The organism is Lichenicola sp. GTC18331 (assembly GCF_055386855.1).
The window spans coordinates 1,957,493-1,978,469 of the sequence record NZ_AP045015.1 but is presented as its reverse complement, the minus strand read 5'-3'; the positions used below and the strand labels follow the sequence as shown (position 1 = coordinate 1,978,469).

Genomic DNA, 20,977 nt, shown 5'->3' with positions numbered 1-20,977 from the left:
AGCAAAAAGACTTCTATCCGTTATGGGTTCTCGAACCTAGCCGGTTCTCCGCTCCCAAACGGACGAGAGTTTTTTTGGTTCTTTTTTTGCAAAAAAGAACGAAAGCCTTCAGTGCCTTATGTTCGGCGTGAACGGCCCCGGCGAACGATCCCGCCCGGTGCAGGCGGCCGGATCGTAGTTGGCGATCAACGCGGCGATCCGGGTGCGCAGCGCATCGCGGTCGGCCAGGATGGCGGCGGCTTCCGTGCGCTGCTCGGGTGACGGCAGGGCGGAAAGGGCGGCCAGACGCTGTGCCGCGGAGGCGGCCGGCACCTCCGACAAGGCGACGAAGCTGAGCGGCAGGGTGATCTCCTGGCCCTGGGTGCGCGATCCGTTGCCGGTGAGGGAGGTGGAAAGCGGACTCGGGCCGACGGTGAAGCCGCCGCCTGCGGTGAAGGAGCCGGTGAGGTTGATCTCCAGCTCGTGTGCCAGCAGCGGCACTTCGGGGTCGGCCTGTTTTCCCGCGCATTGCGCCTGCTTCACCACGGCGGCGAAGCGGGCCGGATCGGTGCCGACCGCGCTGACCATGCCGGCCTCCGCCAGTTGCCGCTGCACCTCGGTCAGTGCCTGGGCGATGGTGATCGGCGCGCTGGCCTGTGTGCAGGCGCCGAGCAGAAGCAGGGCGGACAGGGATGCGGCGCGGTGTCGGTTGACCATCAGGGGGCTCCCAGACGTCCGCCGCCCGTGTGCGGGGTGGGGCCCAGCGTCGGCCTGGGCGCGTCGCCCGGCTCCGGCGCGCTGGAGAGGTCGAGCGGCCCGCGTGCGGCGGGGGCTGGCGCCGGCGCGCAGGCGGACAGCAGCAGAAGCGGGAGCAGCAGGGGGACGAGCAGACGCATGGGGGAACGCTATCCGTTCCCCCGCGGCTTGTCTCGGCTGGTTGTCGCTCGACCGTTTCCCGCTTCGTCCTGCAGTTGCGGAGCCTCCCGGTTGGTTCCATCAAGGGTGTGCCGGTCGTGCCGCGCGGCGGTCCGGAGGATGGAGGCGACATGAGCAGTTCGAACGAGGGATCGGATGCGGCGGGGCGCCTGCGGCATATCTTCGTGCAGATTCGCTGCGATATCGGCCAGACCTACAAGGTGGCCGCCGAGATCGTGGACACGGTGGAGGATTGCGGCGAGCTGTTCTCGACCTCGGGCGATTACGACCTGATCGGGCGGTTCTATATCTCGCAGGGCGATCCGGGGCTGTTCGTGACGAACCAGCTGCACCGGATCAAGGGGATCACGGCGACGAAGACGATCATCGCGTTCGATGCGTTCACGCCGCGCTGAAGTGCTTTCATAAGGCGGGGAGGCTGGTGTCCGCGGCGGGATTCGAAATAGCGTGTCTCAGCGTATCCCGACGGGTCAAAAAGCCCAGCAATTCGAGGGACATATCCTGAACTGTGTGTCCTGTTGTGTCTCTGTGATCCCCTAAAGCCCACCCCTTAAGTTGGGTGGTAAGGTGGGGAGGGGGAGGTTAGAATCCGCCGATCATGAGCAAGCTGTCGCCCAATCAGATGACCGTGCGGAAGCTGGAGTCGCTCAAGGATGGCGTGCACGGGGACGGCGGCAATCTCTGGATCACGGTGGCCGGCAAGAGCCGAACATGGTCGGTGCGCTTCAAGAGCCCGGTGACGGGCAAGCGCCGCGAAATGGGCATCGGCAACGCTCGCGACGTGTCCCTTGCTGCCGCTCGGCTGGCTGCGTCTGAGGCCCGGGCGCTGCTCCGCGACGGCGTGGACCCGATCGAGCACAGGAAGGCCAGCAGGGCGGCATATGTCCGTCAGCAGGCGTTGACGTTCGAGGCAGTCGCGACCGGGTAGATCACTGACCAGACTGCCGGTTGGCGCGATCCTCGGTTGCCGGGGATCTGGACCAGCTCGCTCAAGCGGCTGGCGTATCCGACGATCGGCGGCAAGTCCGTGGACGCGGTGACGACGGAGGACCTGCTCGCCGTGCTCCGGCCGATCTGGACCACCACCAACGAGACGGCAAATCGGGTCAGGGGACGGATCGAACGTATCCTGGACTACGCCAAGACGCAGGGCTGGCGGGAGGGCGAGAACCCGGCCCGATGGAAAGGGCACCTGGCGCATATCCTGCCAAAGCCATCCACCGTAACGAGGGTCGAGCACCGTGCCGCCGTACCGTGGCAGGAGATCGGCCCGGTGATGGCGAAGCTGGCCGCGTCGAGCGGTATGGGCTCGCTGGCCGTCCGGTTCGCGTGCCTGACCGCCGCCCGTTCCGGTGAGGTGAGGGGTGCCACGTGGCGGGAGATCGACCTAGCGGCGAAGGTGTGGATCGTGCCGGCCGAGCGGATGAAGATGCACCGGGAGCATCGCGTTCCGCTGTCATCCGCGGCGCTGGCTGTGCTGGAGCAGGCGCGAGAGCTGGGCGACGAGCCGGATGCGCTGGTGTTTCCTGGAGCCAAGGCTGGGCGCCCGCTGTCCGACGTAACGCTTTCGAAGGCGCTTCACACGGCAGCCGGCACGAAGGACGTGACAGTGCACCGGCTGCGCTCCACCTTCCGCGACTGGGTGGCCGAGGCAACGGACTATCCGCGCGACGTGGCCGAAATGGCTTTGGCTCACGCCATTGGGGACAAGGTAGAGGCGGCGTACCAGCGTGGGGATCTGATGGCTAAACGGGTGGAGATGATGGAGGCGTGGGGTGTTGCTGCAGCTTACAACCTTTGATATCGCGTCGGCCCAGAGCACATCCAATTTGAGTGTTGTTTTTCGGCAACACCTACAACCAAACCCCTTTCGTGCCGTTGACTCTTGGTATTGTATGCTTCGGGTCTCTTTATGCCCGATTCGCTCCTGAGGTGATGATATGAGTTTCAAAAAAAGGATGGAGGAGCGATCAATTGCGAAAAAAGTATTCACCAGCCAGTATCAGAAACGGCAAGAAAACAAATCTCAGAAGAATCTAGATATCCATAAGCCGAGGGTTGTTGCTTTTGCAGATGAGCGATTTCTAACCTCCGCCGGAGACGATCTGCGACAGGATGTTTGGAATCTAGTTGTAGAGACGCTATCTCCGGCTAGGGTGCTCGATATCAAGGTTGCCGAGGGTGAAGATGGACATGGCAACCCGATCTACAGAATCGACGTGGTTCTCGACTTGTCAGCTAAGCAACCTGAACGAAGCAAGATGCTGGGTTTGGTACGCCGCCTCCACCCGCTTCTCGTTCAGCGGGAAGAGCGTCGTTTTCCTGTTCTCAGTTTCCTCAGCAAGACTGATGTGAAAACACGTGAGGTCGCCTGACCTGATCGAAGCTGCTCGGCTCCTGCTCCCTCATGGCAGGAAGCCGACGCAAGCTTGTCTTCGAAGGGCTCAGAGTACGGCGTACTATGCGCTTTTCCACTGTCTTGCCCGCGAGGGGGCCGATCTCCTAATTGGAACCACTAAGGCAGCTAGAAGTGATCTAGCTTGGCGACAGATTTATCGGTCACTAGACCACGGAACGGCAGCCAACCAATGCCAAGACGAAAAGGTGATGTCGAGATTTCCCGTTCCGATACAGGATTTTGGCTACCAGTTTCGAGCGATGCAGGCCAAACGACATGCTGCTGATTACGATCCTCACGCCTTCGGGACATTTACAAAAAACTCAGTGCGTTTTGATTTAGATATTGTTGAGTTAGCCATTCAAGATTTCCGAGCATGCCGGAAAAAGGATAGGAGAGCGTTTTGTACTTGGGTCTTATTCAAAAAAGCTCGGAACGAAACGATCCTGCCAGCCACAAGAACACTCGGACGTCCATAGTTCAATAGAGTGCCTACCGAGGGATTATGATATCCGGTTCGGTGGTAGAGCAGGCCTTCACACGGCGGGGGTCACAAGTGCTCAAGCTCTCCGGGACCTCGCGAACCACCGCCACGGCGATAGAACCAAGATAGTGCCGAAAATCAGACATTGCGTGCAGATGAGCCTCCTGCTGATCGTAAGCAATGCTCCAAGCCCCGCTGTCAGCGGTCGCAAGGTGGCTCGCGTACATCCCGGCGTCCGGCTGGGCGGATTCATAGGCGAAAAGACACAGACCGACTAAGCACGCCCCAACGCCAACGATGCGAGCTGGCGTCCAGCTTGCCGTCACTCCGGCGGATCCGCGCGCAGCCCCGCCTCGATCAAACGGCGGATGGCTTCAGGACGTGTGGGCAGGTCCGGGCGCGACCGCCGCCACGCATCCAGTTCGGCAAGATCAGCAGCTCCGATGCGAACCATGATAGGCGTCGTGTCCGCTCGCGGGCGGCCCCGCGACGATTTCTTAATATCTTCGCTTGCGCCTGTCATGCGGGATTGATATCAAGAAATCAGGCCGGGCGGAAGAGGCAACTTCCGCCCGGCCCTGACCACCAACCGACCGGAGATCGGCAATGGCTACCCCTACACTACCACGCCAAGGCGTGAACGGCACCGGCTGCTCGTTCGGCGTGCGCAACAGCGCCACATCCACCTCGCCGACCGTTCGGCCGTACAGGCAGCGATCCGGCACTTGGTCAACATTCTCGACGTACTGAACATGCGCCCACAGTTCTTCTCGGACCTCGCTATCGAGCGCGCGTTCTCCGGCACCGTCCCTCTTCTGCAACTGGTGTATTGATATGCCCTGGAGCAACCCGCTTGCGATTGCCGCTGCCGAACCGACGGTCGTGGAAGACCGGCACGAGGTCACGCAGGGCTTGTCCATCGGCTTCGTTGTCGGGCTCGACCTGGGCAAGTCGTAGGACTTCACGGCGGTTGCCGTGGATGAGTTGTTCCGGTGCGAGCGTCTCCACTGGCGCCGGACGGCGTTCGAGCCGCAACCCACGGTCCATCGTCGCCGAGCCGTAATCCGGCACCAGATCGTTAACCTGCACCGCTACCCGAAGGGCACGCCGTACCCGGAGATATACCGATCGGTGCAGGGCGTGATGCGGCAGTTGCCAGTGCGCGACCGGCCGTCCGAGCTGGTTGTCGACAAGACCGGCGTAGGCGCCCCCGTGGTGGACGCGATGCGAGAGATGGGCATGACACCCATCGCGGTTAGCATCACGGGTGGCCGGACGGTGCATATGGTCTCGTCCTGCGACTACACCGTACCCAAGGCGATGCTGGCGTCTGTCATCGACATTACGTTGGCTGAGGAACGGCTCGAGATCACCGAGGCGGCGCAAGCATCGCAGGCGCTTCGGGCTGAGCTGCAGGGCTTCCACGTTAGGATCAGTGCCACCGGGCGCGAAACGATGGAAGCCTGGCACGAAGGCGTGCATGACGACCTGGTGCTGGCGTCAGGACTGGCGTTGTGGCGCGGTGAGAATCTACCGGAGCCGGCGCAGTGGGTGAATATACCCCGGTTGGAGGGGTGCAACCCGTGGATGGCAAGGTAGGAAAGCACGCTTTGACGTGTCCCCACGTCTCCTACCAATGCAAGCTATAAGGTGGGGTTGAAGAACGATCGCCCCAATTTAGCGAGCGAGAACAATGCTTTGGATGGGACTGTTGGTGTCCGCGGCGGGATTCGAACCCACGGCCCCAGGATTCATCCCACTTCGGCTTTCGCCGCCGCCGCCCGGAGGGGGCGACGTTCGTGGTCTGGACTGTCCCTTCACCCTAGGCCGGAACCCTTAGGTGCCGCCCGTCCAGTCTCTACACCTTCCCGCCCCGGAGGGTGGGCTTGGCTCGGGATCGGCATGGCGCGAGAGCGCCGCAGCTTTCCCCGACTTTGAGCGGATCCATCACGCGGTTTCCCCTCGTGACGCCCAGTTGGTGACAAGGAATCCTGTGCTCTATCCGGCTGAGCTACGCGGACAACCGGGGCGGAGTTAAGCAGAAGCGCCGCTCAGCCACAACAGGATCGTCAGGCCCCGGCGCGCGCCCTGTTGCGGGCGCGGGCTTCGGCCATCGCCTGCGCCGCGACGGACGCGACGTGGCGGCGGCACAGGAGCGCGTCCGGAGCGCCGGTCTGTTTGCAGGCCAGCTCCAGCGCCTGGGTCTGTTCGGCCACGCGCATCAGGGCGGCAGCACTCCAGAGCGACAGGGCCTGACCGAAGGCGGCGCTGCGCTTGAAGAACACCGGTGGGCGCAGCGTGCGCATGGCATCGGCGGAGGACACGCCGTTCCGTTCCATCGCCAGACGGGCCAGGCGCAGGCGATTCACGTGCGACAGAAAGGCGCGCGCGACCGCGACCGGGCTGGTGCCTTCGCCGAGTGCGCGCTCGATGGCGAGATCGGCGGCGGGGCGGTCGCCGATCGTGGCGGCGAAGGCGGCCTCGTCCAGCGACACGCCTGCGGCGTCGCCGGAACATTCCATCGCGTCGTCCAGCGCGATCCGGCCGGACTCGCCCGCATACAGGATCAGTTTTTCCACCTCGCCGCGCGTGGCGGCGCGGTCGGCGCCGAGTCTGGCGCAGAGCCAGGTCAGCGCATCGGGGTCGATGCCGACGCCGTTGTCTTGCAGGAGCTGACGCACCTGCGCTTCGAGCGCGCGGCCTTCTTCCGGGTAGCAGGCGATGGCAGCGGCATCCGGCATCGCCTCGATCGCGGTCTTGAGCTTGGAGCGACCTGTGAGGCCGGGCCCTTCCAGAACCAGCAGCGTGTCGCCGGGCGTGGCGAAGGCGCGCTTGAGGGCCGGCAGCAGGGCGTCTCCGGCTTCGCGCACCCAGACCACGCGTCGTCCGCCTGTGAGGGAAAGGGCGCCGAGTTCCTCGTCCAGCCGGTCATGCGCTTCGCGCGCGAGAGTGGAAACGCGGAACGGATCGTCCAGCGTTCCGGCCACGGCGCGGACGGCGGTGATCGCGCGCTCACGGATCAGCCCGGTATCGTCGCCGTGCAGCAGGATCGCCCGGAGCGGCCCGGGCTGGGCCAGAACGCGTCCGGCCTGTCGGGCATCGAGCTTCACCGGCGGCCCGGGATCAGTTCATCGGCGCGCGGCCGGTGGCCGAGGCCGGCAGGCCGTCTGCGCCGACGGCGGTGAGCGGCGACTGGTCGGAATTGCCCGGCACGTTCTGCGGCGACAGCGTGCGGCTAGGCGCGACCACCGGACGGATCGTGGCGGGCGCCTGGTGGTTGGAGAACCAGGTGGCGATCTGCTGCACGATGGTATCCGCGAGCGCGTTGGCGACGCGCTGCTGCGTGGTGTCCTGCGCGACGCCCGAGGCGAAATACTGTTCGTTGATGATGTTGAAGCCGTCCATGGTGGTGGCGTCTCCGCTGGCCACCTGTTCCGGCACCGGCGCCACCGTGAACAGCACCCAGTGCGACCGGCCCATCACGCGCGTGCGTTCGGAAGTGTTGTCGCCATGGATGCCGATCGCTTCGCCGGACGCGGACATGGAGGCGACCAGCGTGTAGCCGTTCGGCTGCGCGTCGCTGGTGCCGGCCAGACGCTGTTGCAGCGCCAGGCGCAGCTCCTGCCCGGAGCGTTCCGGGATGTTGGCGACGTAGATGTCGGGCAGCCTGGCGGTCACGCTGTTGGCGCCGCCGCCGTAGAGCGGCTGGAAGCCGCACCCGGCGAGCGGGGCTGCCAGCAGGGTGGCCAGCAGGAGTGCCGCGCGCTTCATCCGGCGATCACCAGATTGACGATGCGGTTGGGCACGTGGATGCGCTTCACCACGCGCTTGCCTTCGATCAGACGCGCCACGTTCCCCTCCGCTTCCGCCGCCGCGATCACCTGATCGGCGGGGGCGTCGGGCGGCATCTCGATCGTGCCGCGCAGCTTGCCCATGATCTGCACCGCGATGGTCACGGTGCGCGCGACCAGCAGCGCCGCGTCCGGCTCCGGCCAGGCTGCGTCGGCGACCAGGCCGCGCTCCGGCAGCAGGGAGGACCAGAGTGTTTCCGCGAGATGCGGCATCATCGGGCCGATCAGCAGGGACAGGGTTTCAGCGCATTCGCGTCTGGCCCAGTCGAGATCGGCGCTGCGCGTCTGCTGAGACGCGTCCGACAGGGCGGAGGCGAGTTCGTGCAGGCGGGCGACCGCGGTGTTGAAGGTGAAGCCTTCCAGCGCCTCCGTCACGGCGGCGATCGTGCGGTGCGTGGCGCGGCGCAGCGTGTCGGCGGCTTCTCCGAAGGCGTCGGGCAGCGGGGCCGACGCGGTGTCGGCGGCGACCTGGGAGACGAGGCGGAACACGCGCTGGCCGAAGCGTGCGGCGCCAATCACGCCGGCTTCGGTCCATTCCATGTCCCGCTCCGGCGGGCTGTCCGAAAGCACGAACCAGCGCGCGGTGTCGGCGCCGAAGCGGTCGATGATCGCCTCGGGCGACACCGTGTTGCGCTTCGATTTCGACATCTTTTCGACGCGGCCGACCTGCACCGCCTCGCCGGTGTCGCGGCGCACCGCCCCGGTGGAGGAGCGGGTGATCTCGTCCGGATACAGCCAGCCGCCTTCGGCGTCGCGGTAGCTTTCGTGCAGCACCATCCCCTGCGTGAACAGGCGCTGGAACGGCTCGTCCACGCCGAGATGGCCGGTGGCGCGCATGGCGCGCGTGAAGAAGCGCGCATAAAGCAGGTGGAGAATCGCGTGCTCGATGCCGCCGATATACTGGTCCACCGGCAGCCATCCATCCGCCGCCGCGCGGTCGGTGGGCGTTGCGGCGTGCGGGGCGGTGAAGCGGGCGAAATACCAGGCACTGTCGACGAAGGTGTCGCAGGTATCGGTTTCGCGCAGTGCGTCGGCGCCGCAGCGCGGGCAGGCGACGTGTTTCCAGCTCGGGTGATGGTCGAGCGCGTTGCCGGGGCGTGCGAAATCGAGATCGTCGGGCAGGCGGACCGGAAGCTGGTTTCCCGGCACCGGCTGGGGACCGCAGGCGGCGCAGTGGATCACCGGAATCGGGCAGCCCCAGGCGCGCTGGCGCGAAATGCCCCAGTCGCGCAGGCGCCAGTTCACCACGCCGCGTCCGGCGCCGTCGGCTTCGAGCCGGTCGATCGCCGCGCGCTTGCCGGCTTCAGTGTCGAGGCCGTCCAGGAAGCCGGAATGGATCAGCGTGCCGTCGCCGTCGAGGGCGGTCTCACCGACCGCGATCGTCTCTGCATCGGCACCTTGCGGCAGCACCACGACGGGCACCGGCAGGTCGTATTTGCGGGCGAAGTCGAGATCGCGCTGATCGCCGCACGGGCATCCGAACACGGCGCCGGTGCCGTAATCCATCAACACGAAGTTGGCGATCCAGACCGGGAAGGTGGCGCCTTCGATGAAGGGATGGCGCACACGCAGCCCGGTGTCGTAGCCGCGCTTCTCGGCGCTCTCGATCGCTGCTTCGCTGGTGCCGAGGCTGCGGCATTCCGCCACGAAGGCGGCGGCTTCCGGGTCGCGCTCCGCGGCGAGGGCGGCGAGCGGATGGTCGGCGGCGATGGCCAGGAACGACATGCCGAACAGGGTGTCGGGGCGTGTGGTGTAGACCTCGATCGCGTCGATCGCGCCGGCGGGCTGGTCGAGAGCGAAGCGCACGCGCGCGCCTTCGGAGCGGCCGATCCAGTGCGCCTGCATCACGCGCACGCGCTCGGGCCAGTCGTCCAGCCCGTCCAGGGCGGACAGGAGGTCGGGCGCGAAGTCGGTGATCTTGAGGAACCACTGGCTGAGGCGCTTCTTCTCGACCACGGCACCGGAGCGCCAGCCGCGCCCGTCGATCACCTGCTCGTTGGCGAGCACGGTCTGGTCGATCGGGTCCCAGTTCACCAGCGCGTCGCGGCGTTCCACCAGCCCGTGGCGCCACATGTCGAGAAACAGCTTCTGCTGCTGGCCGTAATAGTCGGGCAGGCAGGTGGCGATCTCGCGATCCCAGTTCAGCGAGAGGCCGAGGCGCTTGAGGGTGCCGCGCATGGTGGCGATGTTGTCGAGCGTCCAGCCGGCCGGGTCGGAGCCGCGCTCGCGCGCTGCGTTTTCCGCCGGCAGGCCGAACGCGTCCCAGCCCATCGGATGCAGCACGGCGTGGCCGCGGGCGCGCTTGAAGCGGGCGAGCACGTCGCCCAGCGTGTAGTTCCGGACATGGCCCATATGGAGCTGGCCGCTCGGATACGGGAACATCTCCAGCACGTAGTATTTCGGCCGGTCGGCGGGGGGGATGTCCGGCACGGAGAAGCAATCCGCCGCGTCCCAGGCGTGCTGCCAGCGTGCTTCCGCCGCACCGAAATCGTAGCGTGCGCCGCCGGTCTCGGCGGGCGCGGCGGGGGATGCGGTGTCGGTGGTCATCGGCTCGAAGCGGCTCGTGTCGGGGTGATCAGTTGGTGCCGCCGGCGTCGGCGCGGAGCTGGCGGGCGCGGGCCAGGATCTTGCTGGTGATGTCGGCCGCCGTGTTGGGGGCCACCGGCTGGTCGACCCACTCGCCGCCCTGCCTGACCTGACGGAACACCGACACGCGGATGTTGTCGGAGCGCAGTGCCTTGCCCAGCACGTAGGCATTGGCCTTGAAGCGTTCGCCGCTGGTGGTGGGCGGGCTGTACCAGTCGGTGATGATGATGCCGCCCTGCGGTTCGGCCGCGGAGAACGGCATGAAGCTCAGCGTGTCGATCGCGGCGCGCCACAGATAGGCGTTCACCCCCGCGGCGCTCTCGTCGACGTTGTCCGAACCGGACGGGGAACCCATCAGATGGTTGTCGTGCACCGGCGCGGCCAGTGCCGCGGTGCTGCCCGTCATGGGGCTGGAGCTGTCGCTGCCATGCCCACAGGCGGCCAGGCCGGACAGGAGAGCGGCCCCGGCGAGGGCGCGGAGGGCAAACGCGGAGCGTGCGGGCAAGCGAAGCATCGTGACGCCTCTTCCAGGGAACGGGGCCAAAAGGGGGCTCGAACGAAACCGTTCTGCGGCTGTGTCTATCCTGCAAGCGGTTCCGCGCCAAGCGGCCGGCGCGTGCGCCGGGTCCGGGGGGCGGAAGCCCCGGTCTTGAGCGGGGCCGGCGGCGTGTTCGGCTGCGGATCGCCGCCCGGGGACAATCCGGCCAGAAGCAGCCCGTCATGCAGGATCGCGGCATGCGCCGGATCGCGCAGACCGGCGCGCGCGACCAGCGTGGCCGTATCGCTATCCGGCCAGGATTGCAGCAGACGCTCCAGGATGCGGGCCGCTTCGGCTGTGCGACGGAGATGACCCAGCGCGGCGAGATAGGGCACCTGCCCGGGCAGGAAGCCCGGATGCAGTTCGGTGTGCTGGAGTCCCAGACGCCCTGCTTCCTCGAAATCGCCGCGCAGCAGAGCGAGCATGATCCCGGCCGGATCGAGCATCGCCGCGAAAGGATGGGTGTCGTACAGGGTCTTGTAGCGCTGGTGATGTTGTGCGGCGTCGTCCAGCAGGCCGAGCCGGAGCTTGATGTTGGCGCCCACGGCCCAGGCGATGGACGAGTACGGATCGACCAGCAGGGCGCGTTCCACCATCACCAGGCCGGCATCGGGCCGGTTCTGGAGTTCGCTCAGCACCAGGGCGCAGCCGGCCAGGGCCACGGTCTCGGACGGTTTCAACGCGAGGGCGGCGCGAGCCTCCGCTTCCGCCCTGACCGTGTGCATCGCGGTGTCGCCCCACCGTTGCTGGGCCAGGATCAGATGCGACAGGCCCAGCACCACATGGAGATGCGCGCTGTCCGGCGTGGCCTCCAGTGCGCGGGTCAGCATGCCGATGCACAGCTCGATGCCGGCGCGGTCGGCTCCGTTCAACCGTTGCAGGACCAGGGCCGCCAGCTGGTGCGGTTCCAGTTCGGCGGTCGAGCTCCGGCGGGACTGAACCGCCTCGGCCATCACGATCTCCGTTGGTAGGCGGGCGGAGGCCTGTTCGGCGATCCGGTCCTGCAGCACCAGCAGAGCGTCCATACGGCCATCGAAGCGATGCGCCCACAACAGCTGGCCGTTGGCCCCGATATCGCTCAGCCGCAGGATCACCCGCACGGTCTCGCCCAGAGGCTGTACGGTGCCGTCCACCACGAACCGGGCGCCGAAGCGGCGGCGCAGCAGGGCGTCGTCGCGACCGTGCGACAGGCATTCGTCCAGGGCGCTCCCGGACACGACGCGGCTCCAGCTGTTGCCGACCAGCGTGGTCTGCAGCGTCTGCACTAGCCCGGCGGCGAAGCTGGCGATGCGGGCATCCGCATTCGCATCGAGTACCATGACCGGAACGATCACCAGCAGAGGCTGGTCGCCAGACTGGACCTGTTGCGCCGGCCAGACCGGCGCGCCGGCATTCGGCGTCGCGGCCGGGGTGGGCGCCGCGAGGTCGGCGGGGACGGGAAGGGCGTCCGTGTGGTCCCCGTCCGGACGGAGCGTCGCGGCGTCGGCCGGCGCGGTCTCGATCGCGGGCAACGAGCCGCCGAATTCGCGTTCCAGGCCCAGCGCCTGGAGTGCCTCGAGCAGGTCCGGCCCGGATGCGCTCAGCGATGTCGCGTCCATCGCGGCGATGCACCGTTCGCCGAGTTGGCGCGCGAGCGCCAGATTGCCGAGCTCCCGATGTGCCTGGAGGATCGAGAGCCAGGCGCGGGCGTGCTGCGGATTGAGCGACAGAAGCTGTTTCGCTACCGTGATGATACCGTCCGGGTCGCGGTGCCGCCCCAGCATCTCCTCGAACAGGGCGGTGGCGTGGTCGCGCAGACGCGAGCGCTCGGTCGCCAGCCAAAGGTCGAGCGCCGGGTCGGTGCCGTTCAGTTCTTCCAGCAGCACGCCGTCGATCGGCGGCAGCCCGTCCGCCTGACCGGGCCGGGCGGTGAGGATGCGCTCGGCGTCCACCGACGTCAGTGCCGGCTTGAGCGCCATGGTGTGACGGTCCACCGCGACCACGTCCGTGCCGAGCGGGCTCAGCGCCTCGCTCAGGCGATGGATTTCCTGGCGCAGGGAGGCGCGCGCCTGTTCCTCCGAACGGCGGCTCCAGAGAAGCTCGGCCAGACGCAGGCGCAGCACCGGACGGCGTCCGCTCATGGCCAGGATCGCCAGGAGTCCGCGCGTCTTGCGGCCCAGCGGCAGGACGCTCTCGTTTCCGAGCGTCAGCGCTTCCATATGGCCGATCAGCTTCAAGCGGAGCAGCACCGCGTCCGGCCTCGGCAGGGCCGGCCTGTTCATCAACAACACGTTCGCGCTCGCCTTTCCTTTTGGGCGATGTCGGGAAAACTCTCCGGCCGGAGCATCCTAGGCCCGTTTCGATTCGGTTGCCCATCCGACCGATCGCGACACGAGCGGAACTCGGGCGTCGATCGCGGCGATGGTGTGCGCATGAGCACAGACATCCTGTTTACCCCGATTTCCGCCGGCGCGCTGACCTTGCGCAACCGCATCGTGATGGCGCCCCTGACCCGCAGCCGCTCCAGCGAGGACGGCATCGTCCCGTCCTTCGCCGCCGACTATTACGCCCAGCGCGCCGGAGCCGGGCTGATCGTGTCGGAAGCGACCAATATCTCCCCTCAGGCGCGCGGCTACGCCATGACGCCCGGCATCTGGAACGCGCGGCAGGTGGAGGCCTGGCGCGGCGTGACCGATGCCGTGCATGCCAAAGGCGGCCTCATGGTGCTGCAACTCTGGCATACCGGCCGCATCTCCCATCCCGATCTGCATGGCGGCGATCTGCCGGTGGCGCCGAGCGCGATCCGTCCGGTCGGCCAGGCCTTCACCCGGGACGGCATGAAGGACCATGTCACCCCGCGGGCGCTGGAAACGGACGAGATCCCACGCATCGTGGAGGATTACCGCAACGCCGCACGCTGCGCCCGCGCCGCCGGGTTCGACGGCGTGGAGGTGCATGCTGCCAATAATTATCTTCTGGAACAATTCATCCGCGACAGCACCAACACGCGTGACGACCGTTATGGCGGCTCGGTGGAGAACCGCATCCGCTTTCCTGTCGATGCGGTGCGGGCGGTCACGGAGGAATGGGGCGGCGGCGATCGCGTCGGCATCCGCCTGTCTCCCGGTACCACCATGCCGGGCGAGACGCCGCTCGACAACGATCCGGCCGGGACCTACGGCGCATTGCTGACGGCGCTGAAACCGCTGGGCTTGGCCTATGTGCACATGATCGAAGGCGTGACGCAGCAGAAGCGCGATCAGCCGGAAGGGCTTGATGCGGCCTGGATGCGACGGCATGTGGACGGGATGCTGATCGGCAATAACGGTTATTCGGCAGAGATGGCGGCCGAAGCGATCCACGAGAAGCGCGTCGACGCCGTCAGTTTCGGGCGGCCGTTCATCGCCAATCCCGATCTGGTGGAGCGGCTCCGGACCGGCGCGCCGCTGGCCGAAGCGCCGAAACAATACTGGTACGGCGGTGGCAGCGTCGGGTACTCGGATTGGCCGTCGATGCCGTCCGGCGACTGATGTGCCGTCGGCCGGGCGGTGCGATCCGCCCGGCCGGCCATCTCAGAAACGGCGCGGCGCCTCGTTCAGCGCCATGTCGCGCATGTCGCTGCCGACCACGCCGTCCTCTTCGTCGGTGTCGGACAACGAGTCGCCGTTGGCGCTACGATCGCCATGGTGCTCCAGGATTTCGTGCTCGCGCGGACCTTCCGTGCGGTCGATCAGGAAAAGCCGGCCGATCCCGGCATCCTTCGCGGCCTCCGTGGCGCGCTGACGCGCCTCGTCCAGCGGCAGCGGCGTGCCGTCGCGGGTGATCAGACGGCTGGTTTCCTCGGACTGGTTCGCATGGATCACGATCAGCTCCATCATCAGCTGGTGCGGATCGTCTTCCTCGAACCGGTGCATCAGTACGACCGCGGGGCCGTCCGGCAGCGGGTCGTGCGGCTTCAGCGTAGTGAACTCGCTCATGGTTCATCCTCCTGTCATCGCAAACGATGCCGGGGAGGGGGCGGTTCATCCGCCGGGCTGCACCACCATGCAGGGAATGCTGTGCGCGGACAAAGAGGAGCAGGCCTGCCCGGCATCGGCGCGGGCCAGCCCGGCGAGGCGGGCGCGATACAGCACGCCATGACCGAAGGGGGTGGTGGGCTGCACCACGCTCTGACTGCCCGCGAGCAGGGAATAATCGGCCTGACGCGCCATGGTGGTGGCGAAGCGCGCCTGCTCCACCGAGGCATAGGCGCCGACCTGGATCGCCCAGTTGCCGAAATTGGCCGGGGCGCGGGCGGCCACCGGGATCGGCCTCGGGCGGGCATAGGCGGTCGCCGGCTGATAGGCGGGGACGGTCGCCGGTGCGGCCGAGGCGATGGCGACCGGGGCGGCGGTGATCGGGGCGGCGGGGCAGGGCTCGTCGTAGGCGGCGTCGGGATTGCTGGCGCAGCCGGGCTGTGGCATGGCCTGGGACTGGCCGATCGGGGGTGCCATCGGCACCGCGCTGGCGATCGCCACCGGGGCGGCGATGGGGATGGCGGCCGGAGGCGGCGGCGTCTGGCACGGCGCATCGGGATCGTAGGCCGCGTTCGGATCGTGCCAGCAGGCTGCGCCGCCGCGCCTGCGACGCGACCAGCTGCGCGAGACCGGCGTGCGGTAGGAGGCGAGCTGCACGGGGGCGGTGTAACTGTCCGGCGTGCCGCCTGTGGCGTAGGCGGCGAGCGGGCCGCTCATCGCGATCTCCGTGCCCAGATTGGGGGCGATGGAGGCGACGTAGTTCACCGTCTCGTTGGGCAGGGACCGGCCGCGATACAGGTAGTCCTCGAGACGCTGTGGGCCGGCATTATAGGCGGCCAGAAAGGCCGGCGCGCCGTACTTGCCGTACATCTGCCGGATATAGGCGGTGCCGGCGAGGATGTTGTCGTGCGGTTCGAACGGATCGTTGCCGAGATTGTACTGCGACTGCAGATCGGCATAGGTGGCTGGCATCAACTGCATCAGCCCCATGGCGCCGGCGCCGGACACGATCGGCTGGCCGTTCCTGTATTCGTGGCCGCCGGATTCCTGATGCATCACCGCGCGGATCCATTGCTGCGGCACGGAGAAGCGGTTGGAGGCGTCGCGGATATAGGGGCGCCACGGATCGCCCGGCGGGCCGGGTTCGGGATAGACCTGGCTTCCCGGCGAATAGGCATCCGTGCGGGCCAGACGCGATCCGCCGCCGCACGCTGCCAGCAGGCAGAGCGTCGGCAGCAGCCACAGACCGGGTGGCATCGAGGGGCGGGCGCGCATGAACGCATGGTGACGGGCCGGACAGGCCGGATCAATCTCCGGTTGTTCCGGTCAGACGATTCCTGGCCGTACTTGCCGATCTGCCACAGGCATGCACGCTAACTCATTGGTTCGTCTGGTCTGCTCACAGCAGACAGAGTGCCAGCAATGCGCGTCGCAGTTCCGGCGGCAGGGTGTCTCCCGTCGCCGGGTTGCCTTCGAGATCGGCCGGGGCGTCGGCGGCGGAAAGATAACGCCAGCCCTGAAAGGCTTTCACCGCGCGCGGCGTGACCGGCACGACGGGGCCGTCCAGCACCACGCCGGTGCAGGGTGTGCCGTCCTCGCGCTGGTCCGGCACGATGGCGTGGATGCGCTGCCGGCACAGCAGCATGCCGCCCGTAACCCAGTAGATCGAGCCGCCGTCGAGGATTTCGTCCGCACGGCGGGGGAAGTTGCGGGTGCGGAAGAAGGGGCGGCCGCCATGCGCGCCGGTTTCGGCGGCACGGCGCTTCTGCCAGCCGGCCAGCACCTCCGGCGTGGGCGAGCCGACCGCCAGCTTGATCAGATGAAGCATGGCTCTCTGTCTAGCAGGCGGGCGCCCTGCGCCAACAGCCCGGCGTCAGGGATGGGGCGGCGTGAACTGCGCGTCGTGCACGAAGCCGTCCACGAACCGCTTGAAGTCGATCTCCTGCACCACGCTGACCGGACGCAGACCCATGCCTTTCGGCGCCAGAGCCGGGGCCCAGACATGGGCATGGCCGTAATTCACTCCGTCGGTGAGATCGACATCCATCATCGCGTCCACGGCGTGGGTGATCAAAGACGGATCCACGGCGACGGCGGCGGCCATCTCGTCCCAAAGCGGCAGCGGCGCCATGTTCGCCTGGAGATAGGTGGTGAGCGGCGTCTTCACCGCGGCGATGCGGTCCATCAGTGCCTTGTCCATCATGATCTTGCCGGACACATTGCCGAGCGAGACGATCTTGGGCCAATCGGCGGTGAGCACGATATGGGCGGCTTCCGGATCGAAGATGAAGTTGAAGTCCGACGCCCAGTCGGCATTGCCGGTGACGGCCTCCATGTTGGTGTCGATCAGCGCGCCCATGAACACGAGCTGCTTGGCGTTGGCGGCGAAGGTGGGGTCGAGACGGATCGCGAGAGCGAGATTGGTCATCGGTCCGACGGCGACGATCGTCACCTGATGCGGATGCGCGTGCACTTCGCGGATCAGGAACGCGGCGGCGGTCTCTGCGCCGGTATGGGTGTGCGGTGCGCCTTCGGACAGAGTTCCGACCGGCGGCTGCGTGGCGGGGACGTTGTCGATCGAGCCGAGCCCGCCCCAGGCGCCCTTCCAGGGGATCGTGCCGAAGCGTTCTTCCCAGTTGCGCATGCGGGCGACGCTGTTCACCAGCGGCAGGGTGGCGCCGTCGAAGACCGGCACGTCGGAACGGCCGGCGATCTCCAGGAAGCGCAGCAGATGCGCCGCTTCCGCGTTCTCCCAGCCATCGCCGGCCACCACGGTGAAGCCCAGCACCTTCACATGCGGATTGGCGAGCAGAGGCAGGGTGGATTGCAGATCGGAGCCGCCCGGACCCAGGAAATCGTTGTCCTCGATCACCAGCATGGGCGCTTCCGCGCGGGCGTGCGGCGCGGCGAGCGTGGAGGCGGATAGCAGGGCCAGCGCGGCCAGTCTGCGGCCCCAATCCCGGCTTCGGGTTCTGTTCAACGCGTGCACTCCTATCTCACCAGCGCGCCCAGCAGCGCCTCGAGCCTGATCCGGCCGTCTTCGGTGGCACGCAGGCAACCGTCGTGCCAGTCGAGGTAGTTCTCGGCCAAAGCCTGTTCGAGAATGTCCGGCTCCAGCGCATCCGGCAGGGTTGTGCCCGTGCGAGCCTGGAAGCGGGCGGCATCAATGCCTTCGCGCAGACGCAGCCCCATGAGCAGCATTTCGCGTGCCGGCTCCGGGGCGACCAGAACGGTTTCGGCGGTGCTGCCGTGGCCGTCTCGTTCCACCAGATCGGCCCAGGGTTCGGGTGCGCGATGGCGTCTGGTGGCGTGGATGGCGAGGTTGCCGTCGGCATCCGGCAGGGTCAGCCGGCCATGCGCGCCCGGACCGATCCCGGCATAGTCGGCGTAGCGCCAGTAAGCGAGGTTGTGCCGGCTTTCCGAGCCGGGGCGGGCGTAATTGGACACTTCATAGGCGAGCAGGCCGTGCTGGGCGGCGACGCGCTCGGTTTCGGCGTAGAGTTCCGCGCCCAGCGCCTCGTCCGGCAGGGCGATGAGGCCCTGGCGGTGCAGCGCCTCGAACCGCGTGCCGGGTTCGATGGTGAGCTGGTAGAGCGAGAGGTGGTCGGCGGCGAGGGCCAGGGCGCGGTCGAGTTCGTCGCGCCACGACGCGACCGTCTGGCCGGGGCGGGCGTAGATCAGGTCGAACGAGAAGCGCGGGAAGATGGCGCGGGCGGTTTCCAGCGCCGCGATCGCCTGGGCGCCGTCATGTTCGCGGCCCAGCATGCGCAGATCGGCATCGTCCAGGCTCTGCACGCCGATCGAGATGCGGTTGATCCCGGCCTGACGGAAGGCGCGCAGACGTCCGATCTCGATTGAGGTCGGGTTGGCTTCGAGGGTGATTTCGAGATCCGGCGCCGGATCGAACAGGGTTGTGGCGTCGGCGATCAGGGCCGCCACCGTTTCGGGTGCCATCAGGCTTGGCGTGCCTCCGCCGAAGAAGATCGAGCCAAGACGCCGGCGGCCCAGACGTGCCGCCTCCCAGGCGAGTTCGCGACGCAGCGCGCGGGCGAAACGCTCCTGCGGCAGCACGTCGCGCACGTGGCTGTTGAAATCGCAGTACGGGCATTTCCGCAGGCAGAACGGCCAGTGGATATAGAGGGCGAGCGTCTGCATCAGATGGCGATACGGACGCCCAGCTCCACCACGCGGTCGGACGGGATGCGGAAGAACTCGATCGCCGGAACCGCATTGCGGGCCATGACCAGGAACAGCGACATGCGCCAGAGCCGCATCTTGGGGATGGTGCCGCGCACCAGCACCTCGCGGTTGATGAAATAGGAGGCCTGCATCGGGTCGAAATCGACCCCGTGCGCGCCGAGTTCCTCTAGGGCGCGGGGCAGGTTGGGGCTTTCCATGAAGCCCACCCGGATGGTGACGCGATGGATGTTCGGGGCCAGCTCCTCGACCTGCATGCGGCCGCCGGCATCGGCCTCGGGCTGGTCGAGATTCTGCACCGTCACGAACAGCACGCGCTCGTGCAGCACCTTGTTGTGCTTGAGGTTGTGCAGGAGGCAGGCCGGTACGTATTCGGCATTGGCGGTCAGGAAGATGGCGATGCCTGGAACGCGCAGGGTTCGCGATTGCGGCAGGCGGGCCAGAAAGGAGTTGAGCGGCAGGCTGTCCTGACGCCAGCGGTTCAGGATCAGGCCGCGCCCGGTCTTCCAGGTGGTCATCAGCGTCGTGAGCACGACGCTCAGCAGCAGCGGCACCCAGCCGCCTTGCGGGATCTTCAGGGCGTTGGCGGCGAAGAAGGTGGCATCCAGCAGGAAGAAGCCGCCGAACACGGCGACGGAGGCGAAACGCGACCATTTGTAGACGCGCCGGAACACGACCATGGCCAGAACGCAGGTGCACATGAAGGTGCCGGTCACGGCGATGCCGTAGGCGGAAGCGAGGTTGGCGGAGGAGCGGAACGCCAGCACCAGCAGCACCACGCCCACGGCCAAGGCCCGGTTCACCTGCGGCACATAGATCTGGCCTTCCTCGTCCGCATTGGTGTGCAGCACGCGCATGCGCGGGAAATAGCCGAGCTGGATGGTCTGGCGGGCGACGGAGAAGGCGCCTGTGATCATCGCCTGGCTGGCGATCACGGTGGCCAGGGTCGCCAGGATCACCATCGGGAGCTGCGCCCAGGGCGGGCAAAGCAGAAAGAACGGGTTCTTGATCGCCGCGGGATTGCCGATGATCAGCGCTCCCTGGCCCAGATAATTCAGGGCCAGGGCCGGCAGCACCAGCGCGATCCAGGCGGCGCGGATCGGCTTGCGGCCGAAATGGCCCATATCGGCGTAGAGCGCTTCGGCGCCGGTGACGGACAGCACCACCGCGCCCAGGGCGATGAAGGCCATGTAGCCGTGATGCGTCACGAACCGCACGGCATGATGCGGCAGCAGTGCCTGCAGGATGAAGGGGTGGTGGACGACTTCGGCGGCACCGATCACGCCGATCGCGCCGAACCAGAGCAGCATCACCGGGCCGAACACGCGGCCGACCCGGCCCGTGCCGCACCACTGCAAGCTGAACAGCGCCACGATCACGATCAGGGCGATCGGCAGCACCACTTCCGCGGCGCTCGGGATGCTGACTTCGAGCCCTTCCACCGCGGACAGGACCGAGATGGCGGGCGTGATGGTGCCGTCGCCAAAGAACAGGCAGGCGCCGACGATGCCGACCAGCCCGAGCGTGGCCCGGAGTTTCGGGCCCGGCGCCACGCGCTGCGCCAGCGCCATCAGCGCCAGGATGCCGCCTTCGCCGTTGTTGTCGGCGCGCATGATCAGGGCGACGTATTTCACCGTCACCACCAGGATCAGCGACCAGAAGATCAGGCTCTCGATGCCGAGCACTTCCCAGGGGGAGGGCGGGGCGTTGGCGCTGATGATGTTGATGGTGGAGCTGAGCGCGTAAAGCGGGCTGGTGCCGATATCGCCATAGACGACGCCGAGCACGGCCATCAGCGACGCGGCGGTGACCGCGCGGTTGCGGACGGTTCCGTGGCCGCCGCCGGGCGCAGGTGTGTCCGCGGCGCCGCGCGCGCCCTGCCGGCCGCTTGCAGGCGTTTGGGGCAGCGGACCCGTGGCGGGGGGTGCTGCGGCGCCCCCTTCGGGGCCGGACGTGCCGACGAGGTCGCTCATCGGGCGAAGCTCCGGAGGAGAGGGGACATCATGCCGCGGT

General features: G+C 67.3%; 18 protein-coding genes and 1 pseudogene. 6 read left to right on the top strand and 13 right to left on the bottom strand.

Features of this window, described 5'->3' with window-relative positions:
- Positions 1 to 108 precede the first annotated feature (108 nt).
- Both ACZ5BM_RS09040 and ACZ5BM_RS09035 read right to left on the bottom strand, forming a co-directional pair.
- Positions 109 to 696 (bottom strand): hypothetical protein, encoded by a 588-nt coding sequence (locus ACZ5BM_RS09040; protein ID WP_498907574.1) that lies wholly within the window; start codon positions 694 to 696, stop codon positions 109 to 111.
- Positions 696 to 875, bottom strand: coding sequence for a hypothetical protein (locus tag ACZ5BM_RS09035; protein WP_498907573.1), 180 nt, complete (start codon positions 873 to 875; stop codon positions 696 to 698). Before ACZ5BM_RS09035 ends, ACZ5BM_RS09040 begins: the two co-directional genes overlap by 1 nt.
- Positions 876 to 1,025: 150 nt before the next feature.
- Here ACZ5BM_RS09035 and ACZ5BM_RS09030 point away from each other — a divergent pair, with 150 nt between their 5' ends.
- The 5 genes and pseudogenes from ACZ5BM_RS09030 to ACZ5BM_RS09010 all read left to right on the top strand — a co-directional run bounded on the left by ACZ5BM_RS09030 (position 1,026) and on the right by ACZ5BM_RS09010 (position 5,396).
- A complete protein-coding gene (locus ACZ5BM_RS09030; RefSeq protein WP_498907572.1) occupies positions 1,026 to 1,310 on the top strand; it encodes an Lrp/AsnC family transcriptional regulator in 285 nt (94 codons plus the stop codon).
- A gap of 203 nt (positions 1,311 to 1,513) precedes the next feature.
- Positions 1,514 to 2,716: pseudogene (locus ACZ5BM_RS09025) on the top strand (tyrosine-type recombinase/integrase).
- 139 nt (positions 2,717 to 2,855) lie between these two features.
- Positions 2,856 to 3,290: a hypothetical protein gene (locus ACZ5BM_RS09020; RefSeq protein WP_498907571.1), complete on the top strand. Its 435-nt coding sequence runs from the start codon at positions 2,856 to 2,858 to the stop codon at positions 3,288 to 3,290.
- 1,341 nt (positions 3,291 to 4,631) lie between these two features.
- Positions 4,632 to 4,754, top strand: a complete 123-nt coding sequence (locus ACZ5BM_RS09015) for a hypothetical protein (protein ID WP_498907570.1) — start codon at positions 4,632 to 4,634, stop codon at positions 4,752 to 4,754.
- 18 nt (positions 4,755 to 4,772) lie between these two features.
- Positions 4,773 to 5,396 (top strand): hypothetical protein, encoded by a 624-nt coding sequence (locus ACZ5BM_RS09010; protein WP_498907569.1) that lies wholly within the window; start codon positions 4,773 to 4,775, stop codon positions 5,394 to 5,396.
- A gap of 470 nt (positions 5,397 to 5,866) precedes the next feature.
- Here the strand turns inward: ACZ5BM_RS09010 and holA are convergent, their stop codons facing one another.
- The 5 genes from holA to ACZ5BM_RS08985 form a co-directional block, all read right to left on the bottom strand.
- Positions 5,867 to 6,907, bottom strand: coding sequence for a DNA polymerase III subunit delta (holA, locus tag ACZ5BM_RS09005; RefSeq protein WP_498907568.1), 1,041 nt, complete (start codon positions 6,905 to 6,907; stop codon positions 5,867 to 5,869).
- Positions 6,908 to 6,920: 13 nt separating this feature from the next.
- Positions 6,921 to 7,568 carry a hypothetical protein gene (locus tag ACZ5BM_RS09000; protein WP_498907567.1) on the bottom strand — a complete coding sequence of 216 codons (648 nt, stop codon included), beginning with the start codon at positions 7,566 to 7,568 and terminating at the stop codon, positions 6,921 to 6,923.
- Complete coding sequence (leuS, locus tag ACZ5BM_RS08995) at positions 7,565 to 10,195, bottom strand: leucine--tRNA ligase (RefSeq protein ID WP_498907566.1); 2,631 nt, start codon at positions 10,193 to 10,195, stop codon at positions 7,565 to 7,567. The genes ACZ5BM_RS09000 and leuS overlap by 4 nt, the downstream gene beginning before the upstream one ends.
- A gap of 28 nt (positions 10,196 to 10,223) precedes the next feature.
- The gene (locus ACZ5BM_RS08990; RefSeq protein ID WP_498907565.1) at positions 10,224 to 10,748 is read right to left on the bottom strand and encodes a DUF3576 domain-containing protein; all 525 of its coding nucleotides are present in this window, start codon (positions 10,746 to 10,748) and stop codon (positions 10,224 to 10,226) included.
- Positions 10,749 to 10,813: 65 nt separating this feature from the next.
- Positions 10,814 to 13,033 (bottom strand): AfsR/SARP family transcriptional regulator, encoded by a 2,220-nt coding sequence (locus ACZ5BM_RS08985; protein ID WP_498907564.1) that lies wholly within the window; start codon positions 13,031 to 13,033, stop codon positions 10,814 to 10,816.
- 150 nt (positions 13,034 to 13,183) lie between these two features.
- Here ACZ5BM_RS08985 and ACZ5BM_RS08980 point away from each other — a divergent pair, with 150 nt between their 5' ends.
- A complete protein-coding gene (locus ACZ5BM_RS08980) occupies positions 13,184 to 14,281 on the top strand; it encodes an alkene reductase (protein WP_498907563.1) in 1,098 nt (365 codons plus the stop codon).
- Between the two features lie 42 nt (positions 14,282 to 14,323).
- Here ACZ5BM_RS08980 and ACZ5BM_RS08975 read toward each other — a convergent pair whose 3' ends face one another.
- From ACZ5BM_RS08975 to ACZ5BM_RS08950, 6 genes are all read right to left on the bottom strand, one after another.
- Positions 14,324 to 14,728: a hypothetical protein gene (locus tag ACZ5BM_RS08975; protein ID WP_498907562.1), complete on the bottom strand. Its 405-nt coding sequence runs from the start codon at positions 14,726 to 14,728 to the stop codon at positions 14,324 to 14,326.
- A gap of 45 nt (positions 14,729 to 14,773) precedes the next feature.
- Positions 14,774 to 16,042 (bottom strand): transglycosylase SLT domain-containing protein, encoded by a 1,269-nt coding sequence (locus ACZ5BM_RS08970; RefSeq protein WP_498907561.1) that lies wholly within the window; start codon positions 16,040 to 16,042, stop codon positions 14,774 to 14,776.
- Between the two features lie 124 nt (positions 16,043 to 16,166).
- Positions 16,167 to 16,595 (bottom strand): DUF1489 family protein, encoded by a 429-nt coding sequence (locus tag ACZ5BM_RS08965; protein WP_498907560.1) that lies wholly within the window; start codon positions 16,593 to 16,595, stop codon positions 16,167 to 16,169.
- A 45-nt stretch (positions 16,596 to 16,640) separates the two neighbouring features.
- Positions 16,641 to 17,747 (bottom strand): nucleoside hydrolase, encoded by a 1,107-nt coding sequence (locus tag ACZ5BM_RS08960; protein ID WP_498907559.1) that lies wholly within the window; start codon positions 17,745 to 17,747, stop codon positions 16,641 to 16,643.
- 11 nt (positions 17,748 to 17,758) lie between these two features.
- Positions 17,759 to 18,922 carry a coproporphyrinogen-III oxidase family protein gene (hemW, locus tag ACZ5BM_RS08955; RefSeq protein ID WP_498907558.1) on the bottom strand — a complete coding sequence of 388 codons (1,164 nt, stop codon included), beginning with the start codon at positions 18,920 to 18,922 and terminating at the stop codon, positions 17,759 to 17,761.
- The gene (locus ACZ5BM_RS08950) at positions 18,922 to 20,937 is read right to left on the bottom strand and encodes a potassium transporter Kup (RefSeq protein WP_498907557.1); all 2,016 of its coding nucleotides are present in this window, start codon (positions 20,935 to 20,937) and stop codon (positions 18,922 to 18,924) included. The genes hemW and ACZ5BM_RS08950 overlap by 1 nt, the downstream gene beginning before the upstream one ends.
- Positions 20,938 to 20,977 lie beyond the last annotated feature (40 nt).